At 62.5% G+C, this 26,946-nt stretch carries 26 protein-coding genes; 17 read left to right on the forward strand and 9 right to left on the reverse strand.

All coding sequences use genetic code 11. The annotated features are described in order from the left end of the window. Positions 1-37: 37 nt before the first annotated feature. Complete coding sequence (locus AC07UH_RS20125) at positions 38-550, forward strand: hypothetical protein (protein ID WP_495181975.1); 513 nt, start codon at positions 38-40, stop codon at positions 548-550. 182 nt (positions 551-732) lie between these two features. On the opposite strand, the gene AC07UH_RS20130 is transcribed toward AC07UH_RS20125, so the two are convergent. Further along, entirely contained in the window at positions 733-1,473 is a 741-nt protein-coding gene (locus tag AC07UH_RS20130) for a hypothetical protein (RefSeq protein WP_495181974.1), read from the reverse strand. 359 nt (positions 1,474-1,832) lie between these two features. Between AC07UH_RS20130 and AC07UH_RS20135 the strand changes: the two genes are divergently transcribed. Beyond that, complete coding sequence (locus AC07UH_RS20135) at positions 1,833-2,822, forward strand: DUF6615 family protein (protein WP_495181973.1); 990 nt, start codon at positions 1,833-1,835, stop codon at positions 2,820-2,822. Positions 2,823-2,875: 53 nt separating this feature from the next. Here the strand turns inward: AC07UH_RS20135 and AC07UH_RS20140 are convergent, their stop codons facing one another. The 4 genes from AC07UH_RS20140 to AC07UH_RS20155 are packed head-to-tail and all read right to left on the reverse strand — an operon-like array spanning position 2,876 to position 10,160. After that, positions 2,876-4,942: an AIPR family protein gene (locus AC07UH_RS20140; protein ID WP_209566724.1), complete on the reverse strand. Its 2,067-nt coding sequence runs from the start codon at positions 4,940-4,942 to the stop codon at positions 2,876-2,878. Next, on the reverse strand, positions 4,939-5,925 hold the full coding sequence (locus AC07UH_RS20145; RefSeq protein WP_495189971.1) for a PD-(D/E)XK motif protein: 987 nt from the start codon (positions 5,923-5,925) through the stop codon (positions 4,939-4,941). Before AC07UH_RS20145 ends, AC07UH_RS20140 begins: the two co-directional genes overlap by 4 nt. Next, a complete protein-coding gene (locus AC07UH_RS20150) occupies positions 5,922-8,666 on the reverse strand; it encodes a Z1 domain-containing protein (protein ID WP_495181971.1) in 2,745 nt (914 codons plus the stop codon). Before AC07UH_RS20150 ends, AC07UH_RS20145 begins: the two co-directional genes overlap by 4 nt. A gap of 3 nt (positions 8,667-8,669) precedes the next feature. Next, complete coding sequence (locus tag AC07UH_RS20155) at positions 8,670-10,160, reverse strand: ATP-binding protein (protein ID WP_495181970.1); 1,491 nt, start codon at positions 10,158-10,160, stop codon at positions 8,670-8,672. Positions 10,161-10,386: 226 nt separating this feature from the next. Between AC07UH_RS20155 and AC07UH_RS20160 the strand changes: the two genes are divergently transcribed. From AC07UH_RS20160 to AC07UH_RS20180, 5 genes are read left to right on the forward strand one after another with little or no spacing between them, the layout of a single operon-like run. After that, entirely contained in the window at positions 10,387-10,569 is a 183-nt protein-coding gene (locus AC07UH_RS20160) for a hypothetical protein (RefSeq protein WP_495181969.1), read from the forward strand. Beyond that, entirely contained in the window at positions 10,566-12,083 is a 1,518-nt protein-coding gene (locus AC07UH_RS20165) for a DNA cytosine methyltransferase (protein WP_495181968.1), read from the forward strand. The genes AC07UH_RS20160 and AC07UH_RS20165 overlap by 4 nt, the downstream gene beginning before the upstream one ends. After that, a complete protein-coding gene (locus AC07UH_RS20170) occupies positions 12,080-12,661 on the forward strand; it encodes a hypothetical protein (RefSeq protein ID WP_495181967.1) in 582 nt (193 codons plus the stop codon). Before AC07UH_RS20165 ends, AC07UH_RS20170 begins: the two co-directional genes overlap by 4 nt. Beyond that, positions 12,651-13,118: a very short patch repair endonuclease gene (locus AC07UH_RS20175; protein WP_495181966.1), complete on the forward strand. Its 468-nt coding sequence runs from the start codon at positions 12,651-12,653 to the stop codon at positions 13,116-13,118. Before AC07UH_RS20170 ends, AC07UH_RS20175 begins: the two co-directional genes overlap by 11 nt. Then, complete coding sequence (locus tag AC07UH_RS20180) at positions 13,115-13,690, forward strand: hypothetical protein (protein WP_495181965.1); 576 nt, start codon at positions 13,115-13,117, stop codon at positions 13,688-13,690. Before AC07UH_RS20175 ends, AC07UH_RS20180 begins: the two co-directional genes overlap by 4 nt. Here the strand turns inward: AC07UH_RS20180 and AC07UH_RS20185 are convergent. Continuing rightward, positions 13,654-14,940 carry a phospholipase D family protein gene (locus tag AC07UH_RS20185; protein ID WP_495181964.1) on the reverse strand — a complete coding sequence of 429 codons (1,287 nt, stop codon included), beginning with the start codon at positions 14,938-14,940 and terminating at the stop codon, positions 13,654-13,656. The two genes, AC07UH_RS20180 and AC07UH_RS20185, sit on opposite strands and share 37 nt — an antisense overlap. Before the next feature lie 87 nt (positions 14,941-15,027). On the opposite strand from AC07UH_RS20185, the gene AC07UH_RS20190 reads away from it, so the two are divergent. The 9 genes from AC07UH_RS20190 to AC07UH_RS20230 all read left to right on the forward strand — a co-directional run bounded on the left by AC07UH_RS20190 (position 15,028) and on the right by AC07UH_RS20230 (position 22,109). Next, the gene (locus tag AC07UH_RS20190; protein WP_495181963.1) at positions 15,028-15,495 is read left to right on the forward strand and encodes a hypothetical protein; all 468 of its coding nucleotides are present in this window, start codon (positions 15,028-15,030) and stop codon (positions 15,493-15,495) included. Continuing rightward, on the forward strand, positions 15,492-15,707 hold the full coding sequence (locus AC07UH_RS20195; RefSeq protein ID WP_495181985.1) for an SEC-C metal-binding domain-containing protein: 216 nt from the start codon (positions 15,492-15,494) through the stop codon (positions 15,705-15,707). Before AC07UH_RS20190 ends, AC07UH_RS20195 begins: the two co-directional genes overlap by 4 nt. 161 nt (positions 15,708-15,868) lie before the next feature. Further along, positions 15,869-16,615, forward strand: a complete 747-nt coding sequence (locus tag AC07UH_RS20200) for a hypothetical protein (protein ID WP_495189970.1) — start codon at positions 15,869-15,871, stop codon at positions 16,613-16,615. 50 nt (positions 16,616-16,665) lie between these two features. Next, on the forward strand, positions 16,666-17,373 hold the full coding sequence (locus tag AC07UH_RS20205) for an NUDIX hydrolase (RefSeq protein ID WP_495181961.1): 708 nt from the start codon (positions 16,666-16,668) through the stop codon (positions 17,371-17,373). Continuing rightward, positions 17,360-18,868, forward strand: coding sequence for an ADP-ribosylglycohydrolase family protein (locus AC07UH_RS20210; protein ID WP_495181960.1), 1,509 nt, complete (start codon positions 17,360-17,362; stop codon positions 18,866-18,868). Before AC07UH_RS20205 ends, AC07UH_RS20210 begins: the two co-directional genes overlap by 14 nt. Continuing rightward, positions 18,865-19,494 (forward strand): DUF2924 domain-containing protein, encoded by a 630-nt coding sequence (locus tag AC07UH_RS20215; protein ID WP_495181959.1) that lies wholly within the window; start codon positions 18,865-18,867, stop codon positions 19,492-19,494. The genes AC07UH_RS20210 and AC07UH_RS20215 overlap by 4 nt, the downstream gene beginning before the upstream one ends. Continuing rightward, entirely contained in the window at positions 19,487-21,100 is a 1,614-nt protein-coding gene (locus AC07UH_RS20220) for a recombinase family protein (protein WP_495181958.1), read from the forward strand. The genes AC07UH_RS20215 and AC07UH_RS20220 overlap by 8 nt, the downstream gene beginning before the upstream one ends. A 347-nt stretch (positions 21,101-21,447) precedes the next feature. Continuing rightward, positions 21,448-21,750: a hypothetical protein gene (locus tag AC07UH_RS20225; protein ID WP_495189969.1), complete on the forward strand. Its 303-nt coding sequence runs from the start codon at positions 21,448-21,450 to the stop codon at positions 21,748-21,750. Beyond that, positions 21,741-22,109 (forward strand): hypothetical protein, encoded by a 369-nt coding sequence (locus AC07UH_RS20230; RefSeq protein ID WP_495181956.1) that lies wholly within the window; start codon positions 21,741-21,743, stop codon positions 22,107-22,109. The genes AC07UH_RS20225 and AC07UH_RS20230 overlap by 10 nt, the downstream gene beginning before the upstream one ends. Before the next feature lie 3 nt (positions 22,110-22,112). On the opposite strand, the gene AC07UH_RS20235 is transcribed toward AC07UH_RS20230, so the two are convergent. Further along, positions 22,113-22,631: a hypothetical protein gene (locus AC07UH_RS20235; protein ID WP_495181955.1), complete on the reverse strand. Its 519-nt coding sequence runs from the start codon at positions 22,629-22,631 to the stop codon at positions 22,113-22,115. A gap of 180 nt (positions 22,632-22,811) precedes the next feature. Here AC07UH_RS20235 and AC07UH_RS20240 point away from each other — a divergent pair, with 180 nt between their 5' ends. Further along, positions 22,812-23,495, forward strand: coding sequence for a hypothetical protein (locus AC07UH_RS20240; protein ID WP_495189968.1), 684 nt, complete (start codon positions 22,812-22,814; stop codon positions 23,493-23,495). Between the two features lie 572 nt (positions 23,496-24,067). Here the strand turns inward: AC07UH_RS20240 and AC07UH_RS20245 are convergent. Further along, positions 24,068-25,132: a hypothetical protein gene (locus AC07UH_RS20245; RefSeq protein ID WP_495181953.1), complete on the reverse strand. Its 1,065-nt coding sequence runs from the start codon at positions 25,130-25,132 to the stop codon at positions 24,068-24,070. Next, entirely contained in the window at positions 25,133-26,761 is a 1,629-nt protein-coding gene (locus AC07UH_RS20250) for a restriction system-associated AAA family ATPase (protein ID WP_495181952.1), read from the reverse strand. Between the last annotated feature and the right edge of the window lie 185 nt (positions 26,762-26,946).

Raw genomic sequence — 26,946 nt, forward strand, 5'->3', positions numbered from 1 at the left:
ACGGCGATCCGCTGATCGAGCGAAGCGAGGCTGAGGCATGAGCGAAGGCAATCCCGGCACTGGCGAGGGAGGTGCCAGCAGCGCCGGCAATCCCACCAGTGAAGACGGTCCCACCTTCCAGCCGCGCTTTCTGCGCACCACGCGCGAGCGGTTCGACGCTTTGGGCCTGTGGGGCCTGACGCCGGAGTTCCGCAAGGGGCGCACGCCCACGTCCTGGTGGGCCGCCGACCGCGAACGCGTGCTGGCCCGCTTCCCACCCAATTACGCAAATCGGTGTTTGCTGAACGAACGGCGGCTTTCGGGGTCTGCAGGCGGCAGGCGGAATGGCCGTCATTGGGGCGCGTTGCTGCCAGACGGCTTCGCGCTGGGCGAACGGCAGGTTCTGGCGCAAGCTGCCGTTCAAAGCCCGACTGCGAACGACGCATGCTGGTCGACTTCGGCCGCCGGCGGGTGGGCAGCGGAGACCCACAAGGCAACATTTGGGGCGACTCTGTCTGATCCTGAAAGCAGCCTCCCTTCATGTGGCGCTGCGTCGTGCGTAGCGAGGTAAATAAGCGATTAGGGAACCGCGGCAGTGTCGGACGATAGAGACACGGCCTCGCGCGCGATCTCGCAAACAGCGTGCTGCCATCAGAGAAGCCGATACGGCTGGTCGGGGTAACGGTGTCAACTTCGAGGATTTTGTGAACGACGTGGTAGCAGGTTTTGCCGCTGCCGGCCTGAGCGACACGCTCAGCTGTCCGGGAAATACACTTCGTGAGCGTGCTGGCCCGCCGCTTCGATCACCTCATCGATGAACGCGAGGATCCGGCTGATGAAGACGTCCGACATATACCAGACCCAGGGTTTGTCATCCGACGTCGCGCTGATGAACCAGGATGTATCCCAGTTGCGGATGCGGTCCGCAAACTTCGTGCGCCGCTCAGGCAGCCATTCGAACCCATTGTGGAGCATGCCATTGCGATATTCGAACAGGGCTTCAAGCACTTTGCGGGTGTCGGCAGGCAGGCGCGGAGTCAGTTTCGCAGCGTCTGCCAGCTGGATGATCCCATCGACTAGGTTGGTTTTTACCTCGCCCGAGGTGAAACTGAAATGCGGGTTCCAGAAGTGGGCGCGTGAGAGCGTCGACCGCTTGGAATCTTTATCGCGCCCGAGATAGTCGCCCTCTTCTTCCCCGATACCGCGGAAGATGCCGGTGAACAGATTTTCTACGAATGGCGCAAGCATCCCGACGGCAGCGGCGCTGTGTGCAGCACCGCTGTAGACTGAAGCGTGAACGCTGTCGGTGTACATGCCTACCAGGTGATCACTGCCAATCTCGTCGGCTCGGCCGGCAAGGGCTTTGATCTTAGCCGCTTCCTCATCCTCCTGCTCGCGCGAGCGATCGAGGAACCCGTGGATCGCAATCAGCTGAGCTTCGAGATCATAGTGATCGAAGAAGAAATGGGCATAATCGCTGTTCTGCATTTTCATTAGTCTGTTCTTCGCCTGCCAATAGCCGTCCCATTGTAGTGCTGACATGCCACGATCAGCATCGCATTTCGAGCGTAACGGACAGGATTGCTGTTGTCGTCCGACGTCTCGGAATGCTGACTTCCCGCCTGCTGCCAGTCCCGGCAAATCCGGGTACCCTTGCGGAGAGTGGTCGGCGCGGCGGCGTGCGCACGGGCCTTGGGGCCAGCCGCCGCCGTGCCCTCCGCTTACAGCCAGAGTGCCGCGCGGCAGGGCGAAAGCGCGCGACCGCTGGCGGCTTCACCGATGTCACCAGTATGCGCTCCGCTTATCCGCCGCGCCCGTGAGCGCACTCTACTGTCGACGCGACCGCAGTATCTGTGCCACGTCTCGAAGCGACGGAGGACTACCGATCGATGCTCTGCGAATTTGCCAACCGTTTTCCGAAAGATCTAGCGATACTGCTCGAACGCGACCGGCACCTGACCTGCAACTTCCGCGAGGAGACCGCGACAGACCTGCTGATGATGGGGCTGGTTTCGCTCCAGCCTTTCGGCGTCCGCGTCGATTTCCCGGACGAGACGGCCACCGGAGCAGATATGGACTGGATCTATGCAGCTCCGCACGAGGTCGGCAGCGGCAGTTATCTGCGCCTAATGATCCAGGCCAAGCGGTGCAGGGAAGCAACGCTAAAGGACGGGTCAACTTACTGGTATTACGATCATCTCGACCACGGCACACCTAAGGGCAGTCAGGCGCAGACACTGGTCACCCACGCCGCAACCAAGCCGGACGGCATGGATACGCTGCCGCTCTATATGTTCTATCATCCGGAAACGGCTCTGGCTTCGGCGGCTGGGGCGCTGCCAGGGATTGAAGGCGTTAATATCAGGCTTGCGCGCGACATAGTCGGAACGGTCGCTGGCGGCTGCAAGCGGAAGGAGAAGAAGGTAAGCCACTGGCGTCCCGGCTTTATGACGCTCTCCGATCTGCTGTGCTGGCCTGTTCTTCCTCTGCCCGCCCCGGCACCGCCACCGGCGGCGCCGGCAACTGAGTTCCTGCGGACAGCGGGCCTTGATCCGATTACTTATCTGGGCATCGCGTTTCATCCGGAGCTCGTCGCCGAGCGAATCAACGCTGTGCGCGGAGAAGCAGAACGCAGCGCCGATCTCGATTTCCAGGTCAGACCGTCCGAGGGGCTGCCTGACGAGATCCGCCGGGCTATTGCCGGAGAGGTCACCGCTAAGGACCGTGCAGCGCTAAAGCGGCCACGGGTCGTACTCAGCACCCCGCTGACCCGGGAAGATCCGCACTTCGATCAGGCGCGTGCGGCCATCACCCGGCGGCGTGGCCGGCCGGCAAGCAACTGAAGGCCGCAAGGCGCTTAACGGGTTGGCCACGCCCCCAACCCACGCTTCAGAGCCTAGCGCTGATCCTCGTCGAAAAGGCCGGCTGCACGGACCTTCGCGACGCTCTCGAGCCCGTGTTTGGCCTGCTTGACTGACGGCCTCCGCGCCCACCCACCGGCCGCATAATTGGCGAGCGTCATGCAGATGCCGGCGAGCTTGAAATGCAGCACTCCGCTACGCTGGCCGGCTTCAGCGGTGGCGACCCAGATGGACGAGGGGATGCGCATACATTCTTCGATCCTGGCATAATCCGCGACGTTCAGTCCGCTGGCTGCTTGGTCAGCCACGACGGGCCCGCTTTCTGCTGAAACGCCCGTGAGTTCAGGTGGCAGAGGATCGGCAAGCGCGGGCAGACGGGTCCGCACGTCCACCCAGCAGTCTTCCTTCTTAAACCACTCGGTCGGGTTGCGGCTCCCGACACTCGCGCGTAGAGCCTCGTCGATCTTCGGCGCCCAGGCGGTTACCAGCGCCTCCAGTTCGGGTGACAAGCGCTGCTGCCGCCAGATCAGGTCAAAGTCGATACGGCCTCCAGTCCGTTCGCCGATCGCGGCGACCAGATAAGCGGTGATGTTTGCGCCATAGGCTGGGAACTTCATGGCTCGCACCATGCGTTCGGTTATCCGGTATAGGATCGTGAGCGCGATCAGTCGCCGGAACCATGCCGCGTCAGGCGCGGCCGCCGTCGTCTCTTTGCGGCGCTGCATAAACGCCTGGAAATTCTTTTGTCCGCCGAACGCTACTCGCCAGGGATAACCGTCCCATGCAGAAAGATAGCGGGCTAGGTCGAGCTTCCCGAACCGCCGCGCCTTTGGCGTTTGTTCGCGGAACGCCCGTTGCTCGGTGGTGCGATAGGAAGCCTTCTGCTCAGCAGCTAGCCAGGAGCCGCGGGCGCGTTCGTAAAACCACCGTCCCCGACCGCTTTCGAGCCAAGCGTTGTTCGCAAGCGTCTCGACCTCGCGGTGAAACGGATCGCTGGCGGAGAAGTCGGCCTGTTGCACGGTGTTCTGCCGGTTCGCAGCTCGCGAGATCGACCCGACAATTTCCTCAAGGTCGCCTTCGGTGACGTGAATGATCTTAACCGGCACCTCGACATTGCCGAGGGCTACGCTTTCCTTGCGCCGGGCTCGGTGCAGCGAAGCGGTGGTCTGGCCGCCATTGACGATCTGCAGACCGCGAAGGCCGGTCAGGAAGACCGCGCCGCCCTCCCGCTCAAGCCGGACCTCATCGGCGGTCGCCACCACGCCGTTATTGAACGCCAGAAACATCTCGGGCTGCTCAACCAAGGTGCGGCGCAGTTCAGCGTTGACTGATTTCCGCCCCGACAGACCGAGAAATGCCCGGACGTTCAGCTCGAGAAGGTGCGTGCCGTAGCGGTCGTAGATGCGTGACAGCGTCTCACCGGGAAAGGCAGCGAGGTAAGCCTCATAATGACCCGCGCCGGAGGCAACCGGCAGACAGGCGATGCGGTGCCCGGACAGCGCGACGAGGTCGACATCGATGTCGGCACGCGTCTGGCCTTCGCCCAGAACCCGGTGAAGCCGGACCATGTCATACAGCTCGACCTCTACGGTTTTGCCATGGCTTTCGATTGTCGCGGGCAGTGCGCCGCCGGAGATCCCGTCAGTCAGGACGACGATACGGAACCGGTCGATGCGCTCGCCGAGCGAGGCGACCTGCCGGGCAAGGTCACCGGCCTCGGTGTTGGACGGCTCGATCCGATCGGCAAGGCCGCCGATACATGCCGCCACGTATGTACCGGCCCGTTCCGCCGTTTTTTGCAATTCGGACGCCGGTACCCGTCGGGGTGGCAGGTCACCGGAATACTGGGTCGCGAACAGTGTCAGGTGCCCAGCATCCTCGTCGATCGCATACCCGCTGATCTGGAATGGCGAGCGGCCCACCCTGCCCTCCTGCGCCAGATCGAATGCGGCCTCGAAATGCCCGATCTCCTCAAGTTCATCGATGACGGTCCGTGTAAACAGCGCTTCGGTCGATGGCAGGTCTACAGCCGGGTCGTCCCGGGCCTCATCAATCTCCGCCGCCAGTCTGCGCGCGAATTCCGCAGTCGCATCATTACTCATTGTCCGCCCCCGAACCTGCTTAGCACCGCTGCGGCGTCTTCCTGGAATCCGGTCAGCGCGCGAACCTCAAGCTGATACGTCGCATCCGCAATGCCGATCGCCACTTCGCCCCGCCGCAAGCGCGGAAACCCGTCGCGCACCGCATAGAAGTCCGTTCCCGCCAGCCGCACACGGGGTCCAAGACCGTCAGCGCCGGGTGCGAGGCCCCGGCGCAGCAGCGCATTGCGGAACGCGCTCCGCGCACGCTCGCCACTCAGCTGTGTTTCGATGCGATCGGCAACATCCGCCAGGGTTTCACCATCCAATGCTTCGACGAGCCGCACATGTGCCACATGCAGCGAGGAGAGCCCTGCGTCATCGAGCTGATCCAAAGTGGAGACATGGAGCTGGCGCGCTCCGCCGAGCGATGTCTTCACTTCAATACTGTCGCCCGCAGTTTCAAAATCATGCAGGCCGTCATCAGGCGCCTTCCACGCGCTAGGCGCGTCGGCGCCGATTTCCAGGAGCTGACCGAACAGCAGCAGCTCGCCAATGATCCCGATCATTTCATTGCGCGACAGCGCGCCGGTCTGATCGCGCAGGAACGCTCGCCAGGCCGAAAGTCGCGCAGCGAACACGCTGAGCAGATCGTCCTCGGCCTCATCCTCCCCGCGGATCACCGCGCGCAGACAGTCGCTGCAGACAGCCGCAAACAGATCGCGGCGCGCCGGCTCCTCGAGAGACAGGACCAGCAGGACGCCAGCCGGGTCGGCGACGCGCGAGAGCCGCAGGCCGCCGGTTTCGAACGAAGTGATGGCCCCACCTGCTGTCCCGGCGGAAACAACGAGGCACGGCGCCCCGTCGGTTTCGCGCAGTCCCGCGCGCAGATCGAGCCGGATCGGCCGGGTCATACGCCGGGTACGGAACAGCCGGTCGCCGGGCGCTACGGTCGCCAGATCAGCCCACTCCTCGAGCAGCGCTGCAGCATCAGGAGCGGACGTCACGTCGCGGCCCGCTGCTGGACCGTATTCTCCAGTCTCCATTCTGCAGAAGCGGTGGGCGAGGTCGGAAAGCTAACGACCACACCCCACAGCGGTGTGCCCGGCTTGAGCCCTGCACCTGCAGGATCAATCGGATAAAGGATGAGGAGGCCCCGGCGAGGATCATCACCACGGATCTGGCGGATCCAGGGACCGGCCGGACGGTCGGCAGGGGGCTCGCCCTCTTCTGCAAGCACACGGTCAGTTTCCGCCTGGGCACGGGCATACTGATCGTCGGTCAGGTCAATTGCTTCGTCCAGCGGGCTGAGGATCGACTTGGTAATGAACCTCGCCGGCGTCGAACGGGAGATCGGCGTGCGGCGTACGCTGCGCAGGGTATGGCCCGCGACCTCGACGTCCGCCCCGACACCTGCCGGCACGAACAGCGTCCAGTCGCTCAGTTCGCCCTGCTCCAGCTGGGCGGTGATGTACACAGCCATCCGTTTGCCATCGACATCGCTGCTCTCGGGCGGAAATGCCAGAGACTCCAGCAGTGCCGCGACCCGGTTGCCACGGACATTACGCCAGAGAAGACCGGCAGCCAGCGGCCGACCGCCGGGCCGGGACGGATCGATCTCCGGCTCGCCGTGTTCGAGGAGCATTTCGTTCACTGCCCCGGCATTGGCGATCACGCTGTCGCCATCGCGATACTGAACCGTCTGGATCTTGCCTTCACCGGCATAGGTTACGGGCCGAAGCACGGCATGCCGCCGCTTGTTGGCGGCCGTGACGTTCATGATGCTGTGCGCGCTGATACTCAGCCCATAGAGTTTCGGGGTGCCGGCTGTGACGCGCATATGCGCAAGCTGTTTGCGCAGATCCTCATTGATTGTTGCGAGATGCCTGAACCAGCTTTCCATATCGATCGTGGTGTAAAGCCGGCAGAGGTCGGCATAGCCGCGCCGGTAACCAAACCAGCGACCCATCTGAAGCAGACTGTCATACTGGCGCGAAACCCGCAGGAAATAGCTGGTGGACAGGCCTTCCAACGTCAGTCCGCGAGCAAGCTTGTCACCACCAACGACAATCACTGACAGGCTCTGTCCGGCCTCGTCGGCGGCATCATAGTCAATCCCCTGGCGACTGCGGCCGTTGGAGACAGCGACCTGAATCCGGTCTGTTTCCTCGCCGAGTCGGGCCACCACATCCTGCCAGCCGACCCGGCGGACGGATCGCCCGAACACGGTCGTTGCCATCGCGTCTGTGGTGGGCTCGAAATCCTCGCGCCACAGTCGCTCAAGCGCATCGAGCTCGTTGCTGTCGTTGGCTGCGATCGCATTGCGGATCGAGCGCAGTTCAGCTTCTACCTGCGCATGGACCGGATCATGGACGTCCTGAAAGCGGGAGACATGGACCAGCATGGTCTTATGGGCATTGGCCTGTCCGCGTGCCGCGCGGGCGGCACAGCAGATGACGAAACTGCGGATCGCTTCGGCAAGGCTCGGCGGCACGCGCGCCTCGCCCGACCAGACCGGTCGAAGAGACTTATCGTGCGGATCCGGTATCCAGCCCTCGCTGGTCTGGTCGAGATGGCGGATGAGCGGCAGACCGACGGCGTCGGCGTCGTCATCGCGACCGAAGATCGCAAGCGGTCCGAAATAATCGTTGGGTGCGGACAGCGAGACGATGAAGGCAGACGGAAACAGATCTGCGCCGAAATCCTGCGCGGCACGCTCGTCGTGAATCATGATGTTGGCGAATGGCGTTGCCGTATAGCCGATATATGCACTGCGCCTGAAGCCGCCGAGCAGTGTGCGGATCTGGCCGTTGATGCGCTTGGGATCATAATCTTCATCGAAGCTGCCGTCCGGCAGAAACCCCTGCTCACCGGTATCAGGCGACGCCTGATCCGCCTCGTCGTCGATCACGAGCAGCGGGGCGTCACGGGATTCCTCGGGCAGGCGCGCGATCCAGCGATTGAGATTCTTGAGGACCGCGCCGTTCTTCTTGACCACGAAAACAAAGGGACGGTTTGCCGGCGCAAAGTTGGCGTTGTTGGCCACGGTGCGGCTGAAATCACCGTTCAGCAGCGACGTGGTGACGCTGTCGACCAGCTGGACCGGTCCCGGCAGAAGGCCGACGCCAATCGGACGGCGTCCGCCATCCGCTGTGCCGCCTGCCGTGTCGAAGCCGAGAAAATCCTGATCGAGCCGCAGCTGAGTCTGGCGCCGGAGGATCTTGTGCATGCCAGCAAGCACGATGATGACACGGTAACCGGCGTCGGCCGCACGGTTGATCACGCCGGCATAATGCGCGGTCTTGCCCGACTGGACGTTGCCAACGACGAGCCCGCGCCAGTCCCAGGGACCCTCACGCTCCGGATCATCGATCAGCTCGACGACCTCTGCGGTGCTTTCCTCCAGGACCTCAACGGCTTTCGGTGCCCAGCCGCCCTCGCTAAGCTTTTGGAGGTAGCGCGAGAAGGAGGCACCAGGCCGGCGGCGTTCGCCGAGATACCAGGGTGCCGGTTGCAACTCTCCTCGCAGCCTGATCGACGGCCCCTGCGCGACAACAAACAGGGCTTCCAGGTCGCGCGCAGCCGCCTCGATCTCAGCCTCGGTGAAGCTGTGGCCGCTGGTCAGCCCGACCAGCGGCGCAGAGGCTCTGACGATGGTCAGGATCTCATCCGTAACCAGTGTCCGGTCACCGGCGCGTGGGCCAAGCGCAACGCGGGCGGTATTCGCAAGCTGTGTTACCGGATCCATCGTCTATTTCTCCCCCAATTTCCGGATGACCGCGGCACGCAGCTTGGGCGAAGTCACGCCGAGCGAACGCAGCACCGAATCAAGGCGGTCTCCGGCTTCGTCCGAGTTGTCCATCTCGCGGGCGAGCGAGGCAAGCGGCGCCGCCAGTTCCGCGATTACCGCTGCGGAGGGTTCGAGCGGACCGCTTCCACCCTGTTCGGCAACATCCAGCCAGATGCGCTCAACCGGAACCGTGAGCTCAAGCGCCGAGAGCAGCCCTTCGAGCACGGCGGCGTCATCGCCCAGCAATCCTGCAACCGCGGCGACTGCCGGATGGTCGCGCCGTACGCGGTAGCGGGGAGCAGTTTTCCCGCTTCGCGCTTCCCACGGCCAGACCTCGCCGTCCTCCTTAGCGCGCCTGCGCGTAACGGTTGGCCCGGTGCCACGCCACGCGAATACCTCGCGGGCGCGGCGGCGGCTGTCTGTTCCGATCCCGGCTAGCCGAGCGCGGGCCCAGGCGGGCGGTCTCGCCAGCGACTTGCGGATGTCGATGCGCCATGCCTCGTCCATTGTTACGGGGAGGTCGAGTGCGATGCGGGCGAGGCGACTTGATTCTTCGCGCGTCCATGACCGTGCGCCACCCAGCCCGAGCCAGCCGCCGGGCGAGACCAGCCGGTCACCCCGATAGACGTAAAAACCCTGACGCTCGACCCAGCCGCCCGGGCCGCCGGCTTCCTCCCATTCCCGTTCGTTCGCGAAGCGGTCGCGGTGGGGAAGGATATAGGGTCGTGCGGAGATCGTTCCATCGCTGCCGCGGATGACGTCGCGGGGCAGCGCCATCGTCGCGTCGTGCCTGCGGCAGAACGGATCCCAGGCCGCCAGCGCGAGCCCGTTGACAGTAATGGAGAGCCGCCGCGCTTCGCCACTCAGGAAGCGGTGGAAGGTCATTGCGAGATGCGCCCGTATCGCGGCGAGCCGGTCGTTGAACGCGTCGCGATCCAGACCCCAGAGGCCGCCCAGCCGATCCATGCGGTTCCAGCTGATCAGCGTTCCGTCGCCTGCCTGCGCGAACTGCGTGGCGAGGGGGCCGTCAGGTGACGCCTCGGGTATATCGGCGCACCAGCCGTCGCCCACACGATCGACGTCCCAGGCCAGCCGCGCGATTGCGTCATCCCTTCGGGATGTGACCGTGAGCTGGCGGCACTGCGAGAGCGACGCGGTCTTCAGCCCGAGACCAAAGCGGCCGAGGTCGGTGCCATCCCGCTCAGCGTCCGGACCGTCGCCACCGAATCGCATCGCTTCGATCAGGCGGTCCATGCCCATGCCGGCGCCGTCATCGAGGATTTCGACAAGCGGGTCACCGTCGCGCCACTCGAGGCGAAGGTCGATCTGCCGGGCGCCAGCCGCGAGCGAGTTGTCGACAAGATCGGCGAGCGCTGTTTCTGGTGAATAGCCCAGACCCCGCAGCGATCGGAGCAGCGCACGCGGAGATGGCGGAATTTCGATGGGACGCAAAGAACATTCTCCGGTGGCTGGCAGTTGAACGCTTCGCTGCCGGCACTCACCGCAGTCGGACTGGAGCAGGAATAGACCCGCCGGCACCCAAACGGCAATTGCATCAATTTCTGCGGGAAGCGCCCCCTTTTCATCCGATCCGGTCGGTCAGACCGGGTAAAAAATGATGTAACGTGGTGCATGATGGTGCCGACTGGTGTAACAGCGGTGCAGGGAGACACTGACCGTGGCCGCCAGCAAGACCGTTCGAAGCACCGTGTTGCTGCCCGAACCCGTGCACCGTCAGGTGCAGGCGGTTGCCGCGGCGCATGATGTATCGTCTGCCTGGGTCATCCGTCAGGCCGTCCTGCAGTATCTGTCGACGCGCGCCGGCCAGCCCGAACTGCCGCTCGGGAACAGCCGGACGTGAGCGTTGATGCGAAGCTGATCCGACAGAAGATTCAGCGGCTGCGCGCCGGCGCGAAGCCACGTGTGCTCGACCTGTTCTCCGGCTGCGGTGGAATCTCGCTCGGCTTTCAGGCGGCTGGCTATGAGATTGTGGCGGCTGTCGAGAACGACGCTGACGCGGCCCGCTCGCATGGCCTCAACTTCCATCATGGCGAAGACCGCCACAGCATTGCGCGCGACATCACTGCAACCTCGCCGGACGATCTGGCAAAGGAGCTCGGCCTCGGACCCGCATCGGCGGCCTTTGATGTCATCGTCGGTGGTCCGCCCTGTCAGGCATTTGCGCGTGTCGGCCGCTCGAAACTGCGCGAGATCGCGGAGCATCCCGAGGCGTTCCGTCACGATCCGCGAGCCCGGCTCTACATTGAATATCTCAATTATGTTGAGGCCTGCGCCCCACTCGCCGTCGTAATCGAAAATGTCCCGGACATGCTCAATCATGGCGGACATAACCTAGCGGCAGAGATCGGAGAGATCCTCGCCGGCAAGGGTTATGTCGTGCGCTATACGCTGCTGAACGCTGCCTTTTACGGCGTGCCGCAGATGCGCGAGCGGATGATCCTCATCGCGATCCGCAAAGAACTCGCCGACGATGTCGAGTTCCCGGCTCCGACGCATTGGATCGACCTGCCCTCCGGCTACCAGGGATCGCGCGCGGTCGCGCTTAAGCTGGCCACGGGCGGCGATCTCCTGTCCGGTGTCACTGGCCTCAGCGCCTATAAGGCGGCACCGGAAGCCGATGAGGCTCTTCCCGCCGCGATCACGACCGAACAGGCGATCAGCGATCTGCCCGAGATCCTCGCACGCGAACTTCTCGCAGACGGGCAGCTTCGTCGCGGTACGCGCCGGCTTGACGTGATGCTGCCTTACGGCGGTCACAACCGCCAGCACGACTATGTGAAAGCGATGCGCAGCTGGTGCGGCTTCGAAGGCGTCGCGCACGTGCGCGATCATGTGATCCGTTATCTTCCGCGTGATTACCGAATCTTCGCCGGACTTCAGCCCGGCGATCAGTATCCGGAGGCGCACCGTTACGCGCTCAGCCTGTTGGAGGCAGAGCTTGAGCGCCTGGATACCGAGGGTCTACGGCCAGCCGACGGAAGTGCGGAATGGGACGCGCTCAAAGCCGCATTTGTCCCGCCCTATGACGCGGGCAAGTTCCCGAACAAGTGGCGCAAGATGGAGGCTTGTGCGCCGGCACGGACGCTGCTCGCCCATCTCGGTAAGGACGGATACAGCCATATCCATTATGACAGCCGGCAGGCGCGCCCGATTTCGGTGCGCGAGGCGGCCCGCCTGCAGTCGTTCCCGGATGGCTTCCGCTTCGCCGGCACGATGAACCCGGCGTTCCGCCAGATCGGCAATGCAGTGCCCCCGCTGCTTGCCCGCGCGGTGGCCCAGACGCTGCGCAGTCAGTTACTTGGAGTCGTTGCGATTGAAACGCCGGCCCTTGCTGTGGGAGCCGGACGCTGTTGAGCCGCCGCGACGAGATCATCGTCGTCCGCTCGCTCGCCGAGTCCGACCTCGGCATTTTCTCGATGCACCGCCTGAGCTCGACGAGTAAACAGCGGGCAATTGCGCTGACGACACCGGTTGCGCGACGGCTGCTGAGCGAACGCCTGTTCGCCGCCGGGGGTGACGATCTTGATCTGATCTGTATCTATGGCGGTTATGGTAACCGCGAGCTGCGGAACGTCGGGAAGGTCGGCAAGAACTGGCGGCTGGGCGGTCGCAAGATCACCGCCAACGCCTGCGCCTTTCTCGACAGCAAGGACTTCGTGCTGCTGCGTTCGGTGGCCGGGAACGACGGCAACCATCCCATCCTGATGACCTTTATCGGCCGGCAGCGCGAGCGGCTGCTTCACGCTGGCATCGTCGCGAGCCTGGCCGAACACTTCCGCGACAGCGTTGCAATGGTGGCGTCCGGATCGGACGCTTTCGCCGCCCTGTCCGCTGCATTCCCCCCGGTTCCCTCCGACCTAGCGGTCGGATCACCGCTTCCGGACGATGAGGGCGCCGTCCAGGATCAGGCGGCCGGGAGCGATGGTCGATAGGCTGACGCCGGACCAGCGCCGGCTCAACATGAGCCGTGTCCGCGCCAAGGACACCCGTCCGGAGATGATCGTACGGCGGCTGCTGCACAGTCTGGGCTTCCGCTTTCGACTGCACCGTCGCGACCTTCCCGGCCGGCCCGACCTTGTCCTGCCGCACTATCGGGCTGCGATCTTCGTTCACGGATGCTTCTGGCACGGGCATGACTGTTCGCTGTTCCGGATGCCCGCGACACGGACTGACTTCTGGGCAGCGAAAATCGCGGCGAACCGTCGCCGCGATGAGGACGCTGTAGCAGGGCTGCACGGTATGGGCTGGCGCAGTCTCCTGATCTGGGAATGTGCGCTGCGCGGTCGCGGCAGGCTGCCAGCAGAGAAACTGACCGACAGGATCACGGCATTCATCCTCGGGGACACACCATTCGGGGCGATCAGGGAAGTGGGGGCCGAAGAAGCATGAAGAGTATCGTTCCGGTGACGGCGGTAGATCCGGATATCGCGCTCGAGGCGCTCGCTGATCTGGAACTGCTGCGGCTGCGCGCGCGCGTGGCGGCCGAGCTCAAGCGGCGCGGCCTCGCTTCCAATGTCGGTCAGGTCGCGGAAAGCCTTGCTCTTTCATTCTTCAATGGCACGCCCGGGCGCCCGAACCTTCAGCCCGCACCGACAGGCACGCAGAATGTCGATGCCCTTTCGCGTCGGGGCGATCGCTATTCCATCAAGGGTGTACTCGACGGGCGCAAGACAGGGACCGTCTACCCCGATCGCGACGATCGCGATAAACAGCTGTTCGAATATCTTCTGATGGTCCGGATCGATCCAGAGTGGCAGCTAATCTGCATCCATGAGTTCGACTGGAAGACATTCTGCGAGGTGCGCAGCTGGGACACGCGCATGAATGCGTGGTATGTGGGCCTCGCGGCAAAAACGCTGGCGCGAGCGACCACTTTCGTCCCGCCGACGCGGCCTGACGCAATCGGGACATCGCAGGATCCGGATCAGGTGCCGCCTGCCGGCTTACTGTCAGAAACATAGTCGAAGTCCTTGAGCCGGCGCCGCGCGATCTTTGCTTCCTCGTCAGAAAACAGTTCGCGCCATTGCGGCTGGAGGATTAGAGCTTCGACTGACAGATCGAGGCGGCTGTGCTCCCACAGGGTCTGAAATCCGCTCGTCGCCGTACCACGAATGAGGCGTCGTGCCGTCTCGACCCCACCGTGTTCGGCAAGCATTTTAAGGAAGTAGGTCGGCCGGTATCCGAACGTCGTCGCCTCATCAAAAATTTGCTGCATCGCGCGATCGAACGCCCGCGCGCGCGATGGACCGGCCTGCTCACCGATCAGTGCCATGGCATCGCCAAAGCCGACGATTGCATTTCCCTCACCGTCTCCATGCTTCGCAACGGCAGCCGCCGCGATTGCAGCCAACGCAGCCTGTTCCTGCTCTGAAACCGGGAACTGACCGAGTGGCTGCAGGGCAAGCCGTGCCACGGGCAGCACCAGCCGCAGCCGTTCGAGGCGGCCGCTAGGCATGGCTTTCCAGCTTCCGGAATATTTTGGCTTTCTGCCGCTGACATCGAAGTCGATCAACAGATCCCCCGAGGCGATATGCTCATTCCACCCCTCATAAGCGCCGCCCCCGGAATCGAGGCGACCATTGGCGATCTCATCGTCGATCCAGGCCTGATCCTCGGGGGAGAGGTCTTCACGCCACCAGACCACCTTTACCCGCTTCCATATCGCGTGCCGGGGAGCTGTCCGCCATGCCTCGAACAGCGATGAGGCGAGGCGCTGCCCGGTCGGGGCTTGCCACGCCCTCGCCTTCCAGATTAGCGCCGCCCGATCGAGGTCGTCGGTGCCGACGGGATATCCGGCGGTGAACAGGTCGGTGAACCGGCGGTCGATATCAGCCAGGACCTGCGGATCGGCGATGCTGATATTGGCTTCGTGCCAGCCGGTCGCTGCATCGGACTCAAGGGCTAGGCCGTTGGCCGAGGCGTTCGAGGAACCGAGGACAGCACCTCCGGCTGTCCAATAGACCTTGGCGTGAAGTGCCGGGTGGGACCGCAGTTCAATGCCGGGCAGATCGAGAAGCCGTCGCAGCTCGGCCGGATTGCATGCGCCGGAATCGAGGTTGCAGAGAATTTCGAGCGATAGTCCCGGACGGTCGAGGCCGAGCCGGCTGATCGCGCCCTTGCCCCAGAACGCGACCGCAAGACGGGCGTGATCGGCTTCCGCAAGAAGGGTACGGATCGCGTCCAGCGCGGTGGTCTCATCGAGAAGCTTCATCACATGGACTTGCGCAGTCCAACAGAAGTCCGTCAACTTGCTCGTATACCGCTCGCAATCGGAGCAACGGACAGGACCGGTGGAACCATGCGGCACGATAAAATCGAAGAGGATCTTCGGCCGCTCGTTTTCGAATTCTTCTTCTGGTTCTCGCGGTTCGAGTCGGCACTCAAGGAGAATGGCTGGCTTCAGTCCAAAGCTGTCGGTGCTCCCGCCCGTCCCGACTGGAAGGCCTTCGTTCTCAGCCATGCCGCGAACTATACGCCGTCGGCCGCGGCAGCGCAGCTCGTCGCAGAAAATCCGCTAAAGCAGGTCATTGGCGAACACGGACTGACGTTCGCCGATGTCGTGTTCGATGATAGAGCTTCACACCTCGCGCGCGTCACTGTGCTGCTCAACACGGTGCGCAATAACCTGTTTCATGGGGGAAAACACGGGAGTGCTTATTGGGACGATCCAGCCCGAATGCGGCTACTGCTTCCGCTGTCAGTTACGGTTCTCGGCGAACTGGTTGCGCTCGGTCGCCTCGAAGCTGACTACACCGGCTATTACTGAAGCCGAGGCCTCCCGACAACGGTTTCGGGTTCCCCTGGAAGCCTGACGACGACTGCCCGTGCGGGAGCGGATCGCAATTCTCGGACTGCTGTCTGGGAAATGACGGACGCCCCGCCATGGCGGTGGGCAATCTTATTCCGCCAGCGTCGGCGACCGGGGGAGACTCAGAAAGGCTGCTACATGACAGCGACGGCAGACTGCGGCGGCGCTGAGCCGCGAGCACTATATCTCGCGCGGCCGCATAGACGGTCCAGAACTTCGGGTGCGAGGGGTGCCCTAGCAGCAGGAAAAGGTCGCGCGGTATTCGCCAGACAATCTCGTCGCCCGTAGCCTCCGAGCTTGCTTGTCCTCTTAGACGTTGAAAGTTGTTGCGGTGCAGGAGCGTCATGACGACCGCGGTAAACGGCTGCCTCGGGAGCAACAGCTTGCCGGACGAACGACCGATATTGGGGCGCCTAGCTGCCGTCGCGAGCGTAATAAACAAACGTCCGCTTCCGTCGCCTTAGCGCCCGAAAGCGGACTGACGGCTTCCCACCAAAACGCGCCCACCGTTCGCTTGCGAATGGCTTCCCCCGCCCCCTATGCCGGCAACATGACGACTTCAATCATCAAGCTTTTCAGCGGCGGCAAGCGGCTCAAGCACTTTTTCGATAACATCGACAAGCTGATGTACGATGCGTGCTATATCGAGTATTTTAGTGGCAGATCGCGCTATCGCGAGGATCTATATGACGCCCTCCGCGAAGAGTTCTTCATCGCTCCAATCTTTTTATACCCGATGAAAGGCATCACGATCGACGCACGCAGGGGCTATCACAAATTAGACGGCAAGCCGGTGGTGGGATATCGAGTCAGTGCCCATGTTCCGTTCACCGGTAGCAAGCTACTTTTGCAAACTCCGCCGGAGGATGGCTATCATTTCGGGTACCGGGGACGCGTAAACAAGACGGCACTTCATTTACACGGCGTATTGCCTGACATGGATGGACGCAGCTTTGCGGAAGGCGTTCAGGCAGAGCTCGAGCGAATCGAGGGCCCTCTCGGAGCATTCCGAAATCGCGCAATCGAGTATGATGATCGTGTCGCGGAGCATCTTCACCGGGTGATCGCATCATTCTAGATCTTATTCGTCATTGACGTATATGCAGCAGACGTCTAACTGGCGTCGTCATGGATGATGCAACCTTCCTTGCCAGCTATGATCCCGCCGCCTTCCCGCCTTTGGCGGTGGCAGTAGACGTCGTCCCCCTCACCTTTCATACCGGCGCGCTTCACGTTTTGCTGACAAAGCGTGCCGAACACCCAGCGCGCGGACGGCTGGCCCTGCCTGGCACCTTTGTGCGTGCCCAGGAGGGACTGGGCGCAGCGGCGCAGCGGGCGTTACGCGACAAAGCCGGCCTCAACACGCCGGTGCGGCAGTTCCAGGCCTTTGGTGCGGTCGACCGCGATCCACGCATGCGCATCGTCAGCATCGGCTACATGGCCGTGGTCGATGCCGGGACCATGATGGCGGCCACCGCCTCGGCTGCGGCAAGTGAGCTACTCGCCGTCACCGGCGACACCGTCCGCAACGCAGCCGGGCGCCGCACCGCGCTACCCTTCGACCATGGCGACATCCTTGCGCGCGCGCTGTCAGATCTACGCCGTGACCTCGACCGCGATGGCTGGGCGTTCGGACTGCTCCCAGACACGTTCTCGCTGCGCGAGTTGCAGGCGCTCCACGAGGCCATTCGTGGGCAGACACTGAACAAGCCGGCGTTTCGCAAGCGGCTCATCGAGAGCGGCCGCCTCGAGGCGACCGGGGACATGGAAACAGGCAAGGGCTTTCGCCCGGCCGAACTTTATCGCGCAAGGAGGAGCGAACATGCCGCAGACTAAGCTCATGCGCAGCCAAACCGCCGGAGCGCGTACCAGCGTGTCTCACCCCCTGCAGATTGCAACCGTCGCCGCAGGTCCGGGTCTCGGCAGCATTGGCATCACCTTCTGCCCCGGCAAACAGCAGGCACACAGCGCCACAGGCGCCTGGGCACGCGACCTTGCTCTCGATGTTGCGGCTGTCGCAGACTGGGGCGCAGCTAGCGTTATCACGCTGGTGGAGGACCACGAGCTTGCCGCTCTCGGCGTCACGGGGCTGGGGGCAGCAGTGCAGGCCGCCGCAATGGAATGGCACCACCTACCTATCCGCGATGTCTCCGTACCCACACCTGCATTTGAAACGGCGTGGGCTGCTATTGGACCAGGCATTCGCGACCAGCTGCGCGCTGGCTTCAATGTGCTGGTGCACTGCAAGGGCGGTTTAGGCCGCGCAGGCACAATTGCCTCGCGCCTGCTTGTTGATCTCGGCTGGTCACCCGCCGCGGCTTTGTCCGCCGTTCGCGAGGTACGCCCCGGTGCGGTCGAGACCAAGGCACAGGAAGCCTATGTGCTGGCGCTGACGTCGCTACCGCAACCACAGCCCAATTGCTCGGCTGCCGGCATCCGCGACCGCAGCCTTGGCGCGATGCTGGGCCTGGCAGTGGGCGACGCCATTGGCACAACTCTGGAGTTCACCCGCCGCGATACCGGCATGGTGGTAACCGACATGGTCGGCGGCGGCCCCTTCAAGCTTCGCGCCGGCGAATGGACCGATGACACGGCAATGGCGCTGGCGCTTGCCGACAGCCTCGCTGAAGCGCCCGATCTCGATGCTCGTGATCTGATGAGCCGCTTCGTCAGCTGGTGGCGGCATGGCGAGTATAGCTGCACCGGCCGCTGTTTCGATATCGGGGTCACTACCCGGCAGGCGCTGGCCCGCTTCGAGCGGGATCTTGACCCCTATGCCGGCAGCGATGATCCGATGAGTGCTGGCAATGGCTCGCTGATGCGCCTTGCCCCTGTCGCCGTACGCCACTGGCGCGACCGCACCAAGCTCGTCGACGTTGCCGCGCGGCAAAGCCGCACCACCCATGCCGCACCGGAAGCCATCGCCAGCTGCGTCTCCTATGCCGAGCTGCTGGCTGACACGCTCTCAGGCATGGCGCATCACGATGTTCTGGCTGCGAAGCGAGGCAGCGATGCACCCGCTATTGCGGCCATTGTAGCGGGTAGTTGGCGGGGCAAGTTGCGCCGCGACATCCGCTCTTCAGGCTATGTCGCGCATTCGCTGGAAGCGGCTTTGTGGTGCGTTGCTCGCACCTCCAGCTTTGCCGCTGCGGTGCTGCTCGCCGCGAACCTCGGCGACGATGCCGACACGACCGCCGCCATCACCGGGCAGCTTGCTGGTGCGCTCTACGGTGCCAGTGCCATCCCGGACCATTGGCTGGAGCGCCTTGCCTGGCGTCAGAGACTCGGCGACGCTGCGGACCGGCTCATTGCTGTAGGCGCAGCGGAATGAGCAAGGCAACGCCGGCAATGTCAGCAACCCTGCCGTCGAGTTCCGGAGCATCGGACAGCAGTGCGCGCTGGACAGCACTGTTCGTCTGTCCGGCACCTCAGCGACTGCCAAGCCTGGTTGAGCAGGCGGTTGCATGGCGTGAGCAGGCCATGCTGCATGGCGATGTCTCACCAGCCGTCGCGCACGACCTTCAGCTTGCTGCCGAGCATGCGTTGGCGCGCCGGGGCGTTGACCAGAAGGCTGGCGCTTTAGCGCATGGTGAAGCCATGAGTTCGGCGAAGGCAATAATCGACGGCGCTGACGTCGCAGGCGCGATACCGCCGCCCGATACAGTGGCATCGCCAGAGAAAGCGGCGCCCTCCCCTCGCAATCGCGCCACCGCCGCCACGACCGCGCTTCCTCCGGCAGCAAGCCAGCTTCTGCCCGGTAGCCAGCTCATCAAGGCACACGGCGGCCGCAATCACATCGTTGCCGTCGAAGACAACGGCTTCCGCTACGAAGGGGTCGTGTTCAGCTCCCTGTCGGCGATCGCTAAGCATATCACTGGCACCCATTGGAATGGCCTGCTCTTCTTTGGTCTCAGGAAGCGCCGCAGCTATCCGCCAAAGCCCCGCCGTCATGGCTGAGCCGACCATCCGCTGTGCGGTCTATACCCGCAAGTCGAGCGAGGAAGGCCTGGAGCAGTCCTTCAACTCGCTGCACGCCCAGCGTGAGGCGTGCGAGGCCTATATCGCCAGCCAGAAGCATGAGGGCTGGCAGCTCATCCCCACGGCCTATGATGATGGTGGCTTCTCTGGCGGCAGCATGGAACGGCCGGGTCTGAAAGCTCTGCTTACCGACGTCGAGGCCGGGCTCATCGACACCGTCGTCGTCTACAAGGTCGACCGGCTGACCCGCGCACTGTCGGACTTTGCTCGCATGGTCGACCGCTTCGACGCACGCAAAGTCTCGTTCGTCAGCGTGACACAGGCGTTCAACACCACCACGAGCATGGGCCGGCTGACCCTCAATGTGCTGCTGAGCTTTGCACAGTTCGAACGCGAGGTGACCGGCGAGCGCATTCGCGACAAGATCGCCGCTTCAAAGGCCAAAGGCATGTGGATGGGAGGGGCTGTGCCGCTCGGCTATGACGTCGTCGACCGCCTGCTCGTCATCAACGCTCCGGAAGCCGAGCAGGTGCGCGATCTGTTTCGATCGTACCTCGAACACCGCAACGTCGATGGACTTGTCGCGGCTGCCGACGCGGCGGGCATCCGCTCGAAGTCGCGCGTCTTTGCTAGTGGTCGAACGTCAGGCGGCGGCAAGCTTGGTCGGAGCTCGCTCTACAGCATCCTTGCCAATCCCATCTACGCTGGTGAGATCGGCCACAAGGGCAAGCGCTTCCCCGGCCAGCACGAGCGCATCGTCCCGGCCGACATTTATGATCCCGTGCAGCAGCTCCTTGCGACGAACCGCCGCAAGGCGCTTGGGACAACATCGACAGGATCCGGGCTGATCCTGTCAGGGCTCGTCCACGATGCTGCTGGCGGCAAGATGACCGCGACTCACACTGGCAAGGCTAACCGACGCTATTGCTACTATGCCTCCGCCATGACCCGGGTGCCGTCAGGCGACCTCGACAGCCTGGTTCTCAGCGAGCTGCGAGACACGCTTTCCTCCCCTGCCCGCCTTGCCACCGCACTGCCAAGCCTCGACCTTGTGTCTCCTGCGGTAATCGCAAAAGCAGCCGCGCTGGCCACGCCCCTTGCCAGCAACGACCTCAGGGCGAAGCATAAGCTGGTTGGCGATATGGTTGAGCGGGTCGACGTCACCGTAGGAGGCGTCGCGACTACCTTGCGCCTGGAGCCACTTGGCCTCACCGGAAAAGCCGGCTGCATCGTCACGCCTGCCACCCTCGGGCGGGCAAAAGCTCGGCTGAGCCTGGTTGTGCCGAGCCACAGCAACCCGAAGCCGGATAGCAGCCTCATTGCCGTAATCGCCCAGGCGCGCGGCTGGCTGGGCGAGCTGACCAGCGGCCGACAGTCTTCGATCCATGGGGTGGCGAAGGCTGCCGGGGTGACCCCGGCTTACATCAGGCAGCATATCGGCGCCGGCTTTCTTGCGCCTGATCTCGTTACCCGTATCGTTGAAGGCCGGCAGCCGACGTGGCTGACCCTCACCAGCCTGACCGACATGCTGCCGCTGCCGGCGGACTGGCCGGCGCAGCGCGCGCTGTTCGCCGCACAAAACTGACGCTTTTTCGTCGTTTTCGCTTGCGTCTTATCAGACGTCAGACGATCACCGTGCCGCTCCCGAGATACGCGGGAGCGGGGCGTGGAAACCCCGGTCAAGGAACTCGGTCACGAAGCAATTCGGGGCCGGGTGGCATGCGCGTATGTCCAGCCGGCTTGCCGGTAAAGGCGCATGCGCCTGTACCTTTGGCCCAGGTTTCCAACATCCGGCTTCGGCCGTCGCCCCGAGAGGAACATAGGGGCGACCATCGGCGAAGCTGCGCGAGACGCCCCGCAACAGGGGAATGTCTCATGAGGAATAGAACTAGATCCGTCATAGCTTTGCTGCCGTTGCTCATCAGCGCCTGCATGCAGGCCACGTCGGTCAAGGGTATGCAAAAGCGCGAGCCAGTCCTGGTCGCCGACAGTCCGCGCGGTAGCGATGCCATTATCGCCTGCGTGTCTGCCGCCTGGCTGAAGCTCGGCGGTGCGACGCCAAAGTCGGTGCCGCGGGAGACCGGCGCCATGCTAGTGATGGGCGACAATTTCCCGTTTCTTATGGTCGAAACAACACCGATCCCGACCGGCACTCACCTCGTCATGCATCAGTTCAAGACGGCATGGTCCGATAACGATCGTCACCGAGTTGAAGAGGTGCGCGCATGTCTGTGAGCGATCACCAGGGTGGCCGCCGGTTGCAGCGCCGCCAGCGCTACTTCGATCCGATGCGTGTCACCGCCATCTACGAAAATCCGGCCACCGGCTGGCGCGAAGCGGTGCCGACACTTGCTTGGGTCTGGCTACTGCTGTTCGGCGGCTTCTACCTCGCAATCCGCGGCCTCTGGCGTGAGGCGCTGATCATGTTGGTCGTGATTGTCGCCACCGTGATGGTCTTCGCGCCCCTTCTGGTCATCGTCATGCCGGCATTCTGGATCAGCGCCGCGGTACGCTCGCAGAAAATCTTCCAGAACCACTATATGCGCGCCGGATGGTACGAGATCGACCCCTGGCAACAGGATGATGAGGCGTAAAGGTCAGGTCGCCGGCACCGGCCCGCGGGGAAGCGTGCCGGCGATCCGAACCAAACCGGCTGGAGAGGAAAAGTCTTTCCGCTGTAGCCGGCGCCAATTGTGCCTCACCCAGCGGAGCGCCAGATCGTCACGGGAAGCGTTGATGGATGCGAGCGCTTCCTCGACTCGCGCGAGTCGGCCGCTAATTTCATCACGGGCCGACTCGAGGTCAGCGTGCGGGTCTGACCTCCCTTCAAATGCCGGTCGCGCTCGCAGCATGATGATATGATCGTCGAGCACAGCTCGTAGTACCCGACCATTCGGCCTGGTACCGGGACCGATGCGCCACAGCGTTGGGTTGCCGGTATAAGTCGCCGTCACGACGTGCTCAGCGCGGCCGCCCTCCCCAACGATGCTTGTCACGTCGCTCCAGCCGCTGGTGATGACCAGCGGCCGGATGACCATCCGCTCGGCCAGCAAATTGGCAAATCTCTGGATCGAGATGCTGCTCCCAGTGACCGCCTCCTTCCTGAGATCGTTCATCAGCTGGATCGCGCAGTCAGCTTTATGGCCGGTAAGCCATCGAGTGAGAGGACGATCGAGGATCAGCGAGCCGACTAGCTCACTAGGCGTAGCCGGTTCGCATGTCGGTGGCAGAGGTCGGAAAAACGCCAGCCCCACGTTAGAGCTGTCAGCAGTAACGTCGTCGACTCGCGAAGCGCCTTGCCTCGCCGCGTCGCCAGTTCCGGCAGCAACGTCTGCTGGCGGCCAATCCACATAAGTCCGAAACAGCAACTCTTCTGGCAGCGAGGTAAATCCTTCGGCAGCAAGCTCGCGATTAATATGGTCGAGATGACGTTGCTGGTTATGGAACCAGCGCCGGCGCTGATCTTGCTGCGGAACCCGCTGGAGCACAGCAAGAAGAGCATCGCGATTGTGAAGCCTCTTGTTTACATCTCCAAGTCTCTGCTTTATATAGACCAGACAATGACAGCTTCTGCACGCCCATCGTCCAGTCACGTAGAACAACTTCTGCGCTGGCGCCTGACACCCGGGGCAACTGAAGCTTTGCCGAACGACATTCGGATTACGGCGACTGCCAGTGAGATCGACAAACAGCACGTCGCTTTTAGCCGCTATGTTGGCGCTCCCTGCCATATCATAAGCGAACGTGGCGCGCGCCTGCTCCAAGGCGACAAGCTGCCCACGTCCCACCAAGACGCCGCGCTCGTCACGCCAACCGCACCTGCCGTTGCCGGCACGCCAGCTTCGCAGCGCCTGCAAGATGTCGAGAGCCGGGAAAGCCTCGCAATGAGGCTTGCCGCGCCTGGTGTTTCGCTGACCCAAATCTCGCTCCCGCGGGCGACGCTCCGACGCCCCTTTTTTTATACTCCGATAGTTTCGTGACCGCCAATCTAAATCCTATGTGGCCAACGATCGGCATGCCTCGGCGAAAGCCAGGCATCAGCCGGTCTGAGATGTGATGATCTGCGCGGCTAGAGACGCGACCAGCCCGCATGGAGACCAAAGGGGCGAATGAAGGCGTCTATAGACGCCCTCGTACAGGCGTAACGCCCTCAACAAACTGCGAAAATTTTGGGATAGTTCAGACACCGGTGGACGGTGTGGCGGGCCGCGCCCGACGATGATGAGCACTACGTCTACGCTATAGCCCTCTAACGCCGCACAATGCGATCATTCGACCGAACATCGCATCGTGCTTTGTCAACTTATGCGTCCTGCACCAGCAGGCGACCCGTGCACGCCCTTAGCGGCGGCGTGGCAAGCAGGGCGATACCTGCCCATGGCAATCTGACTGCCCGAGCCGTCTCAAGAATGACGCCGCCCAAAACGGCTCCCCCGAAAATAGCAACATTCCATGCCGCAACGACCATAGCTTGCGTCACATTCGCTGCATAAAAAACCGGGATTCGCTTTGAGGTGCGGCACCGGCCCATCAAGCGTCATGCCTACCGGCTCTACGCAGCGAGCTGCCGCTGGCCTCTGACAAGCGCAGATAGCCAACTTGTTAGTCGATCAGAAATATCTGAATCAGCACATTGTTGGCGCAACATCTCGAATACCGCCCGCCTCAAGTGAGCACCATCGTCATGAGTGCGTTGAAGGACGAAATTCAGATATCGCTCCAGAGCAGCGATCACCTCATCCTGAGTCGTGACTAGGCCTACCTGTCCCTCGCACCAGATCGCGAAATGCTCCATCCACTCGCGGAAATGTGCCTCAACCTTACCTTGATATCGACGACGGATCTGGAAGACCTGGTCCCAGGTAGCGACGGAATCCGCATCGCCCAAAAGATCGATTTGCCATACAGGCAGTGGAAATGGCCCCGCTTCTTCGCGTTCGAATGGCCGGCTCGCCATCAATGACACCGTTGCCCAGTTCTCTCCGTAGGGATCAAAACAACGCCGCCTTAGCCCGCTGCCGTCGCAGATGATGTCGAGAGCCTGCTTATACGCGCGGTTACACTTGCCACCCATCGGCGCGAGGTTGCGCAGATTCGCACCTGCGAAGGGATAAAGCGAACGTGGAAGGTAATGATCCATATCCTCACGAGCGAGGCCCGGCGCTTCAAATGGCTCAATGCCGCAGAACGGACAGCATTTGCCCGGCAGGTTCTCGAAGATCGTCTGATACTGTCGGTCACGGACCTTCAGGCTTTTGAGAACATCGAACGCAGCGGTGAACAGGTCTGCGGTTGGCTTCCTAATCCGCGCCGGACTTAGGGCAATCCTCGGACACGCCGCGACGCCATCAAAAACTGCCGGAATGTTGTTCTGGTCTTCTAGCGCTCCCAGGACCTTAGTTCTCTGCTTAACGCTGAGCCGCTCGGCAGCCGTGCGGAAGGCATTATAACGCGTCTTGAGGGCCTCGCGATCAGCAAGATCCTCGTGCATGTCGTCTGCCCAGTCTGGCGCGGCCGCCCCGCCGTTCAACGCCTCCAGCGCCGACTTCACCTTTGCATAAACCGCATCATGCACCCAATTTTCGGCAGTCGCTACAATCGGATAGACATTTAGCATTCAGCGTGACGCTCCGGTTTCTTCAAGTTGGCGGAGTCTGTCTGCAAGGAAGGCCTTCTCGAAAGACGAGCCAAGGGTGTCGATCGCTTCGCGCAACTGCTCAATGTTGCCGTTCTTCATCAAGTCATTGATGTCGTCGCGTGCGAGCTGGGAGATTGGTGGCGAGACTCCAAAACAATGCTCGAGAATTCTGTCAAACGTCGCGCCATAGGTTTCGACGGACGGGCGCACGATCTGCACCTTGCCCTCAATATCCTTCGAAAAGACATGAACTTGGTCCCGACGAAGATCAGACGGCACGAACGGCGCATGCGACGTGAGCAGCACCTCCTGACCGCCACGGTCCTCGACCGGTAGATTGAGCAGACGTTTAACGAACTTTACGCGCCACTGCGGATTGAAGTGAGACTCGGGCTCGTCGAGAATGAAAAGCGCATTGTCCTGAAGGATCATTGCGAACATCCCCAAGATCTGAGCCAACTGGTGTTCGCCGTCCGACAGAGAGACATAGTCGAGTGATCGTGTGATAACCTTCTCGTCCCCCCTGTAGAAGCGGACCTGCTCAAACCGGAAAATCTTTTCCTCGTCTTGCGGCTCTGGAAGGCGCGATGCGAACCGCCGTGTCTCAATTTCCTTCTTCAGCCGGTCCCGCGCTTTGCTGGGAATGGCTAGATCATTCAGCAGAGCAAGTTTGTGAAAGGCGCGGTAGAGCGCGATCGGACTGTTGAAATGCTTTGCAAACACGGAGCGGGTGGCGTCATTGACCAAGAAATCGAAGACGTAGATCTCCATCTTCGAATCATAGGACCAGCACGTCGAGGCGGACTGTAGCGCGGTGATATAGCTCTCCAGTTCGTCAGTTAGCTGAACGCCTTTGCGGTGTTCGCTATCACGCCGTTTGGTCTTCAGCCGTGTCAGGTGGCTGAGTTGGATTACACATCGGAAGGATGCAAGATGATCGAGACGCGCATCCTCGAGGATCGCCTTCTGAACGGCAGGTGTGCCAAGTAAGAGATTGGCAACCAGAACCTCTAAGTGGGTGCTATAATCGATCAGTAGCAAGCGATTATCGGCGACGAGTTTCTCAGGCCCCTCAAAAGCGGCCTCGCGTACGCTTTTGGCATAACCAGCCCGACTGACGAAGAAGGGAAGGCTGAGGGTTTCGTTGTCACCCGACGTGTAACCGACGATTAGGGAAGGAAGTCTCGCTCCAAAACCATCGTCGTCTATGCCTACAGGTTCCCACTCTCCGTCCCGGTGCACCGCCATGTCGAGCGGCAAGAGTCTGGTGCCCTTCTTCAGGCGCCGCAGCCTTACATGTTCTGCATTACTTCCACTTGGAGGAGAAACCAAATATTCGACCGTGAACAGGGTCGACTTGTCCGCCACGTCACGCTCCTCATTCGGCGCGTGGGCACACCAAGCGGACTGGAAAATCTCGGCCAGCAATTGCAGAAGCTGAGACTTACCGGAGCCGTTCTGCCCGATCAGGCAGTGTGGCGAGAGCGTCGTTTTGGCCCCGCCCTCCAGTTCGCTTTCCGACGCTGCGCCTTCGAAATCGACATCGACCTTGTCCAGAAGACCGCCGCAGCTAGTCGCGTGCTCGACGGTGAGGCGCAAAAGTTTCATGCCACGATCCTAAAGAACTTCATTCCTTTATCCGGCTCGCTGTAACGCTGCTCTAGCTCAGGCTTTTCCCCTGCTAACAATTCAAAGATCGCGTCCTTCAGGCTCTCATAGGGCTCAAACCCAATCAGCGGGTTGAGGCGGAGTGGCTTTCCTGATTCACTGCGCGTGGATCATGGGAGGTTTGG

It is taken from the genome of Sphingomonas sp. GW821-FHT04B01 (genome assembly GCF_059420425.1).